This is a genomic window from Bartonella sp. MU37NMGALS (assembly GCF_042194015.1).
GTDB lineage: Bacteria > Pseudomonadota > Alphaproteobacteria > Rhizobiales > Rhizobiaceae > Bartonella > Bartonella grahamii.
Map to the genome: position 1 here is coordinate 1 of NZ_JBHIML010000025.1, position 9,105 is coordinate 9,105.

General features: G+C 39.2%; 5 protein-coding genes and 1 other annotated feature. All 5 genes read left to right on the forward strand.

Annotation, left to right across the window (positions count from 1 at the left end):
• The first annotated feature begins 148 nt into the window (after window positions 1-148).
• Window positions 149-1,342 (forward strand): MFS transporter, encoded by a 1,194-nt coding sequence (locus ACFIJP_RS08005; protein ID WP_375626828.1) that lies wholly within the window; start codon window positions 149-151, stop codon window positions 1,340-1,342.
• Between the two features lie 94 nt (window positions 1,343-1,436).
• Window positions 1,437-1,726: a sequence feature (23S ribosomal RNA rRNA prediction is too short), on the reverse strand.
• Window positions 1,727-1,812: 86 nt separating this feature from the next.
• Window positions 1,813-2,589, forward strand: coding sequence for a tRNA-dependent cyclodipeptide synthase (locus ACFIJP_RS08010; protein WP_375626830.1), 777 nt, complete (start codon window positions 1,813-1,815; stop codon window positions 2,587-2,589).
• Window positions 2,586-3,842 carry a cytochrome P450, cyclodipeptide synthase-associated gene (locus ACFIJP_RS08015; RefSeq protein ID WP_375626832.1) on the forward strand — a complete coding sequence of 419 codons (1,257 nt, stop codon included), beginning with the start codon at window positions 2,586-2,588 and terminating at the stop codon, window positions 3,840-3,842. Before ACFIJP_RS08010 ends, ACFIJP_RS08015 begins: the two co-directional genes overlap by 4 nt.
• 57 nt (window positions 3,843-3,899) lie before the next feature.
• Window positions 3,900-5,264 carry an MFS transporter gene (locus ACFIJP_RS08020; protein ID WP_375626834.1) on the forward strand — a complete coding sequence of 455 codons (1,365 nt, stop codon included), beginning with the start codon at window positions 3,900-3,902 and terminating at the stop codon, window positions 5,262-5,264.
• Window positions 5,265-6,668: 1,404 nt separating this feature from the next.
• Complete coding sequence (locus tag ACFIJP_RS08025; protein ID WP_375626836.1) at window positions 6,669-7,601, forward strand: abortive infection family protein; 933 nt, start codon at window positions 6,669-6,671, stop codon at window positions 7,599-7,601.
• The last annotated feature ends 1,504 nt before the right edge of the window (window positions 7,602-9,105 follow it).

Genomic DNA, 9,105 nt, shown 5'->3' on the forward strand with positions numbered 1-9,105 from the left:
ACTGCCAATAGGCATTGTGCTTGTTTTGAAGAGAGCTCTGAAAACTTCCTTTCTCAACTGATCATCAAGAAAAACTATACAAAGCATGGGATATACCATAAACACGTAGAAGAAAATTGTACCTTATAACCTCTTGGGGAGGAGCATTGTGACAAAGAAAAAATCCATGATTGTCACCCAAATGGGGCTTTTCCTTGTTTTGGGCTTTAGCAGCTTTGCCGATGAAACAGCACAAGTTACATTTGCTCTCCACTTAGCAGAAAGCACAGCATCTATTTCAATGCTGCTGTTTGCAGGGCTTGTCGGGGCAATTTGTGCAGGCCCCATTGCACCACATCTCTTACATCGCTTCCAACCAGCGCGAACAGTACCCATTGTTTTATTGTTTGAAGCACTTTTCATAGCTGTTGCCGCAATCGCCAACCAATTTTGGGTTTACATTGCACTTTCTTTCGCACTAGGTTGTGCTGGTTCACTCTTTTGGTCCGCTATCCTCGTTTCCGTCCCAGAATTTGCAACCAATGATCAGCAACTAGACCGTATCAACCGCATTATCCAAACAGTCCGTAATCTTGGCTATATTGCAGGACCACTGTTAGGGGGCGTGTTGTATGGAATATCAAACGGGCAAAAAGGGCTCTTTGCACTATCCATCATGGTTCTCTGTGCAACCTTTATCACTCTCTTCTGTTTTAAAAGTTTAAAAATTCATACGCCAACAACAAACGCAGTACAACAAGCCAAAAAGGGACTAGACTTAAGAGGGCTCTTGCGTAAAAAAAATATTGTCTATGCTCTTTCTCCCCTCATCATTACCATCATCCTCACCTCTGCTCTCAACGTCTTATCGATTGTCCGCATCCGCACTGAGCTGTACTTCAGTGCAGAAACCTATGGGGTAATCACAAGCATGTTAAGTCTTGGCCTCGTGGTTGGTCCACTCTGTTTCTCCAGCCTTTTTCATCGCTTTGGTAATGCCGCTGGAGCATCACTTGCCGCTGCAATCATCGGCTTTGCAATTTTCTGCTTTTCCTTAACACATATTGTATGGTTAATGATGCTGTCATTTTTCATCCTTGGGGGTGCTAACGGCGTGCAAAATGCTCTGATGGCAAGTTTTATGATGAAAGCCATTCAGAAAGAACACCGAAACAACCAAATGCCTGCCTATATCTTTATCATACAAACAGCGGTGTGCCTTGGCTTTCTAGGAGCCGGTTTTGTAAAAGTGCATCACACCCAAAGCACACTGTTTATCATTGGCATCGCCACCATGATCACAGGCATATTAGGTTTTATCTTGAACAGTGTCATGCAAAAAAAGGGACTTAATGATAGTTAGCGGACTATGTCATCTTTCTATCTAACCGGCCAAAACTTTCCATCTTCACAGTGCGTTCAATTTCACTGAGTCTACGTTGGAGACAACGGAGAAGCTCGTTACACCATTCGTACAGATCGGAATTTTCCCGACAAGTAGTCTTGCTTCCTTAAAACCGTTATAGTTACAGCCGCCGTTTACTGGGGTTTCAATTCAATGCTTGCACATCTCCTCTTAACATTCCAGCACTGGGTAAACGTCAAACCCTATACATCGGGATTTGGAATCTCTCCCATGTTCATGACTAAAGTGGTACAAATACCCGTGTGTATCTTACGTTAACTTAACAGATTAATTATTCCGTAATTGCCTTTACAAGACACTTTTTATTTGTTACATAATGGGACACTATTCGATAATTGGTTATCAGTTCTTTAAATAAATTATATTCCCACAATCACCATAATAGAATACGGGGGAGAGGATTGAGTGTGAGTTTACAAAAAGAAATAGATATCAAGAACCGTCTTTCGTTTTCTATAAGGGGACAATCGGAAAACTGCTCTCGTTTAATTGCGATGAAGCAACATCTTATGATCGGTATAAGTCCGTTCAACACAAGGTTTTCAGAAAAATATATCACTGAGCTCATATGTTGGGCTGCAAAGAAATTCAAAGATATTGACGTATTGCTCCCAGATATAGAATCAGCCATGCTTCTTATATTAGCTTCTGGAGCGCCTAAGGCTAAAGCAGAGAGGAAAACAAAAAAAGAGCTCAATCGCATAAGACGCATATTATATAATATTCATGATTCTTATAATTTAGAAAAATCATTTCGCATTCTTGACTTCTCTCAATACAAGCAAAATGAAAATTATAAAAAATTGAAATTAAAGGCTATAGATTTGTGCAAAAAAAATTCAAAATTTCGTGAATTATGCACGAAAATGTCAATCCAAGCAGTTGAACGTCGGGCAAAAAGCGTGGGATTATCAATTGAAGAAACAAAGAATTTAGAAACAACAAATATTTCTCTTGAATATATTTTTGATGAAATCCCTTTCTACGTAAATAGCCCATCTTTACTTAATAGAGAAAACTCAGTTTTAGCCTACCATCGTGAATGGCCGGTTGGAGAATTGTTGCTCAATGGTGAACAACCTCTCTGTGTTGATAAACAACAAGGTCACGGAATTGTTTCGATATGTACGCAAACTTATGAGAAGAACCAGTTTATGATTGAAGATTCAGGGGAAAATGAATGATGCGCAACGTTATTAAATTCAACGTTATGGACAAAAATTTCCAAAAAAATCCATACAATATATACCAAACTGTACATTCTTCTAACTCTGTTCTTTGGGATGAAAATCTTAAAGCTTATTTTTTTGGCCACTATGAAGATGTCAGCGCAATTTTGAAGGATACCCGCTTTACAACAGCGCCCTTAGCCGTTCGAGCAGAGCCGGTAATGGGCGATCGCGTATTGGCACAAATGGAAGGGCATGAGCACCATAGCAAGCGGCACGCCATACTTTCAAAACTTACTGGAAAAATGTTCCGCACGCACTATACTAAAATTATTGAAGAAATAATAGACCAGCTTCTCATGCCGCATCTTGCAAAAGGGAAAATAGATATTATAAATGAATTCGGTAAAGACTATAGTGTGCTTGTTACATTAATGGTCTTAGGCCTACCAATAGATCGCTACAAGGATATATCCATGTGGCATAAGGGAGTTGCATCTTTTGTCACCAGCCTAAACCAATCAGATGAGGAAAAAGAATTCAGCTTATCGTGCAGCAAAGATATCATCTCTTATTTAACACCACTTATAGAAGAATGGGACAAAAACGCATCAGAAGATTTAATCTCTGTTTTATGCCAGAAAACAAATGATGCTAATAGCATGACAACTTCTGAAATAGTTGCTCTCGTCCTTAACATGTTATTGGCCGCCATAGAACCTGCTGATAAAACATTAGCTTATCTTTTTTATCATTTACTCACACACCCAAATGAATTAGAAAAAATCCAAAATGACAGGAGACTTCTTGGCGATGCAATTACAGAAACACTGCGCTTGACTTCTCCCGTTCAGCTTATACCACGCCAGACCAATCAAGCGATAGAGTTCGCAGGAGTCACATTACCAGCCGACTCTCTTGTTTTTTGTATGATTGGAGCAGCTAACCGTGATCCTGATATTTTTGTGAACCCCAATCATTTTATACCAGAACGTAAACGGGGCAGTAAAACTGGGGCGGGTCTCATAAGGACCGCAAACCATTTAGCCTTTGGAGCAGGCGTGCACGTTTGTGTAGGTTCTGCTTTTGCTCTCATGCAGATTGAGTTGACGGCAAATAGACTCCTCGATAAACTCATTGACATCAGCTTAACTGATGGCTTCATTTTGGAGGAAGAAGGGTTGTACACAAGGGGACCATCAGCGCTCCCAATCACATTTATCCCAATATCAAAACCACAGCCATCACAAACACATGTTAATTTTTAAAAGTCTGGGAATGGGGCGAGGACAATATTTTAAAGAATATCAACAGGGGGCATAATAATGCAAAAGAGAGATTCCTATACAAAAACAGAAAGGTATGTCATATATACCGTCATTATTTCCAGCATACTTCCTCTGCTGGACGGGAGCATTGTCAATGTCATCCTTCCTAACCTTGCGCATTATTTTTCAGTCGGAGAAAATAATATACAATGGGTTGTAACATCCTATTTTCTCGCCACCGTTCCAGGGCTGCTAATGGCCGCTTTTGTGCAAGGAAGAATAGGTATCAAAAGCACTTGGCTTCTTGCAAGCTTCATTTTTATGCTTGGATCACTGGGGGTAGGATTAAGCTATAATTTTCCAACTATTATATCTGCCCGTATCGTTCAAGGTTTTGGGACCGGTCTTTTGCTGCCCCTTAGCCAAACCATCATTGCCTTACAATTTGGACAGACACGCGTGCGCCAAGCCATGGGCACCATAGCCGTACCAACAGTTTTCGCTCCTGCCTTTGGTCCGCTGGTAGGCGCCTCGCTTGCTCAGTATGTGTCTTGGCGTTTGTTATTTTTTATCAATATTCCGCTTATTTTATTGGCACTCACCCTTGGAGCTAAACATTTAAAGAGCAACGAAACAACAAAAACAAAATTTAACTTATTTGCTTTTTTAGCGTTTTCCATCTCCCTTCTTTCGTTTTTTTATCTCACAGAAGCCAGAAATATCAATAACCACAACACCCTCTTTATCCTAGCGCTTATAGCCGTGATATCTCTCATATTATTCATTGTTTCTAATCAGAAAGCAAAAAACAAATTAATCGTCTTTAGCGGATTTCAAAATGCGCGCTATACATTGCTCATGATCATGGGGCTCGTTGCTTCATTTCTTTTTTATAGCTTCCTCGTTTATTTCCCACTAGCCGTTGCCATGGGAGGAAACTATGAAAAGAGCCTTCTCATCATCGGTGCCCTCCTTGCTCTGCAAGGAGTGGGTGCGTGGATTGGCAGGAAATTTATTTACCAAAAATGGAAAGAAAAATCTCCCTTTTTCATGATAGGAATTGGTTTAGTGATATCAAGCCTTGGGTTATTATGCTTCGGCTATAATATAAGCATGGATGGACTTGGATTCTTGCTAAGAGGCATAGGACTTGGCATCGCCACCATTGTCTGCCTTTCCGCCCCCATCCAATATGTCAACAGTTTATACGTCAAAGATACAGCCGTTATCACACGCATATTACAGCAAATAGGTGGTGCCTTAGGGGGTATATTCGCTGGCTTTTTGATCCATTCTCTGACAGAAGAATACCTGTCCTTAAACCAAACATATATCGTATTCTTCATATTCTCTATCGCTGCATTTTTACTGTTTTGCCTAGCCCTCTTCTTATCGCGTAAAGAGAAGAATTCCGATTTATGATATGCTTTATTTGAACTCCCTATCCATAACATTGGCAATGGCATATAAAATCATACAGCATTTACCACTTTTCGAGAAACCAACACACTGAGACCTTGACCACAGCCTTCATCATTTTTATGAAAGAACACTAAACCGATAAGCTCCTTAAGCTCTAAAATTGATCACCTCCAGTAACGTACGGTGTTTGTAATTTTATGATACCTCTGTGCTTTTAGATCCCTCTAAAAACCTCTTGAAATATGGGATTTTCTGATCAGACCTTTGCAAAGATCCACGAAATTAAGCACGCATTTCAATGCGGAATAGTCCCATAAATGCGCTAACAGACACCCTACCGAACCAGCATAGAATATAGAACCCGCCCCCGCGCACGCCCCTATAAATGCTAATCATCTTTTACCACACACCGCGATGTGGAAAATCGCACTGTATTGCAAACTTGATAATGTTATTCGCCCCTTTTCAAAGTCATTGAATCACTAGCTTTCATAACAGCAATAGGTCCAAATGAAACTGAAGCGACAAAAACAGCTGGTAAAGCAGCATCTTCTCTCCATTTCATTGTTAACTGTTATAAGAAATCTCCCCCACTTTAATAAAAAAGCCCTCTCTCATTGAGAAATGAAATTTTAAAAACATTGAAAATCATAAAGCATGATGACAGACAGCAAACCATCTCTAAAAAGGCTGTTTTTTTACTTTTACAGTGTGCTCTGAGATTTCTCTAACATTTTCCTGCCTTTAGATTTTCCTTATAAAATTTACGGACAAAAGAAGCTTTTCAGAACTCTTTTACACATAACTTCATTGCTTCAAGCTCCCTTACAGACACGATAAACGCGTATATTTCCATCTACCAAGTATGCGAGCTTCACAGCGGATATAATGAAAACAGTCTTTTTATAGAAAACCGTAAGCTTTAACGGAATAAACGAGATTTTAAACTAGCCTCCCGCATTACTCTATACCGGTTATGCAAATAAAGAGCGCCATCTACTTTTTCTAACAAGCAAAGAACACACACAACATTTAGTAACATGCCATTATTGAAATTCTTGTCACAAAACCTTCCTTTCAGGGATTATGCGCATTGCCTGCTTCCTTCTCTCCAATAAACAATCTGCCAATAAAGAATGCTATTGCAGTTACGATAATACAAAATTATACTTCTGTTCTCATTCTATATTTTTCCAATTATCACGCATTATTCACCCCCCTTCACTGCTTCACTGTTATAACAATGAAAGGAGAAAAAAATTAAAACACAATATGGCATTTCTCTTTCACAAATCTTATATAAGCCACAAAATTGTTGCGCGACCTTCTATACAAGGTCAGACAATAAAATCATATTCTAAAAACCACTCCACACACCACTTTTTGATATTACAAAGATACAAAATGCAATTATCACCTCCGCAAAAAATCTCTCAGAAAAACAAAATCCCTTCTGCAATCATTGGACTACTCCCTCCAATGTTTGCGCACCATTATACGCATAACGAGTTAGATGACTTGTTTATTGCATCATTTGCTCCTCCTGAAATTCCAGAAGGTACAAAAATCCAAAAAGTTAAAGCGTGGCTACGTGCAATCAATGTGGAATGCAATGAACCGCTTGAAGTCCTTGGTAACTTGCTTGGGGATTTTTTAGAAAAAGAATATTATGACCCAGACCCAAGCAGATTAAATCCATCATTATATGAAAAAATTTTACAGTTACAAAAAGATCAACGTAAAGTTTTAGAAACGTTAAAGAAAGATGGATTAGAATATCAGCGTGGAGGGCATCTTATCAAGAAGGAGTTGACCTTCACACAAGAATTGCAAAAAGCTGGTCTCCTCTCTACAGAAGAGCTACAAAAACGTATTACAGAGAAAGGCCTTTCAGCAGTAGAAATCGAAGTAAAAAGAGCATTAGAAAATATAGAAAAAGATCCAAGGGAGGCGGTTCTATTTGCAGCAAATCTGTTGGAAGCCTCTTGCAAAGCTTATCTCGACCACCATTCTATCCCATATGCAGAAAACGCCCGTAATAATCTGCCCGCTTTATGGGAAGAAGTCGTTAAGAAAGCTAAGATCCATCCCGAAGATATGAAGCAAGAAAACTTAACAAATCAAGATCTAGATGAAAATGACTTAAAAATGATCGCATCCGGTCTGTATCAAATTGTGCGCGGTACTATAAAGTTAAGAAACAAGAAAAGTGCAGCGCACGGCCGCTCAAAAAATGATTTTGAACTAATCAATCTCAAGCCTCGCCATGCGCGTTTAACTTTTAATGCCGCCCATTCTCTCTCAATTTATATCTTAGAGCTCATGGATCAGCCATAATAAAAAACATATCACGACTACCAGCATTTTTTCGTGCCATTTTTAATGCCTAAAAAGCATTAAAGGGGAGTGGCTGCTTCTACCCTACAAAACCAAATATTTCTATAGCATGACAACATGAGTAGTCACACCGCCCTATGGTTCTCCTCTTCCCCGCGTTTCTAGGCTCCGCTTCTAAAGTCAGTGGCAATTTCTGTAAATGCAAAAGCCGCCCTTAAGGATGGCGAATGAGTATGGTGCAAAAGTATTGCCTTGATTATTTTTTTAAGAACAAACTAGCTGGTGTACTATTTTTGGAAAGCTCTCGTGCAGAAATATTATGATGGAGAAGCTAGTCATTATAATAAAAACACAAGTCTTAACTCCGTAAAGAGAGAAAATCTGAGCTTAGATTTAGTCCCTACAAAGCCTTTATGCGCGTAAATTACATACCTATACGTTCTTCCCCTACCCTACTTAATTTTATAATAAGACAGCTCCTTATAAAAAACAGCACTATTCTTACATACCATAGCCATTTTCTCTTTACAGGCTTTCTGCTATCAACATAACGCTTTACCCTCTTAAAACACTGTTTGCAAAAAGTTGGCATCATTACAATGATCATAGGCCTAGTCTTGCTACCCCAAAAAGCTTGCTAGGTAAAAATCCGCCTTAGTAGTTAGGGGTATAGATAGTGTAGATGTTCAAGGAATTGTGTGCAGTTTTTTTGTTACAAAAAGTTGGCAGATTATTTTGAGGATGAAGATATACAGACTACACATAGAACAAAGGGAGAGATGACATAAGAACCAAGAAAATCTGAGTTTAGATTTAGTCCTTGCGCGCCCTTTAAGTGCGTGGCATTACGTACCTTATACGTTCTTCCCCTACCCATTTTGCTTCCAGAGGTGCATGATGATTAGTAGCATGCCCCTTCTTATTTGGTTTTTTGTACGTGGGAAGAGTTGCAAGTGATGAGCATTGCATTCCCATGCGTTTAGACGCTACAACAGGTTTCCTCCTGCTTTTATTTTCAGAGATTGATGATATTTTTTGTTTTGCAGTACTAAGAAGAGCTTTTAGATTTATCGTTTTAGAAAGAAGAAAGCATTCTCTACCTGCCTCTGCCTACCACTGCTTCATTAGTGGCATACCCCTTACTAGTTCTATTGGGTTCTTTTATGGGATGAGAAGACATCCGATCCAGCTCCAAAGCCGCTCCTAGGTCTTGGTGCGTTTACGGGCGACTAGTTTTTCTAGTTTTTTTGATGAGTTTTTATGAGAAAAGTGTAGCATGAAGGGGAACTTATGTATGTAAAATACTGACTTTAAAGGAACTTTTATAAAATCACTGTATAGGGGGAATTTTGAGTAAAGAGTTATTCTATAACATTTTTCATTACGTGGATTTTTATATATTCACGGGATATTATGGGCGTATTGTCATGTTTAGATGTGATTTGATTTTTATGGAAGTTATTAGTTTTGGAACATTGGTTGCGGGGGCAGGATTTGAACCTGC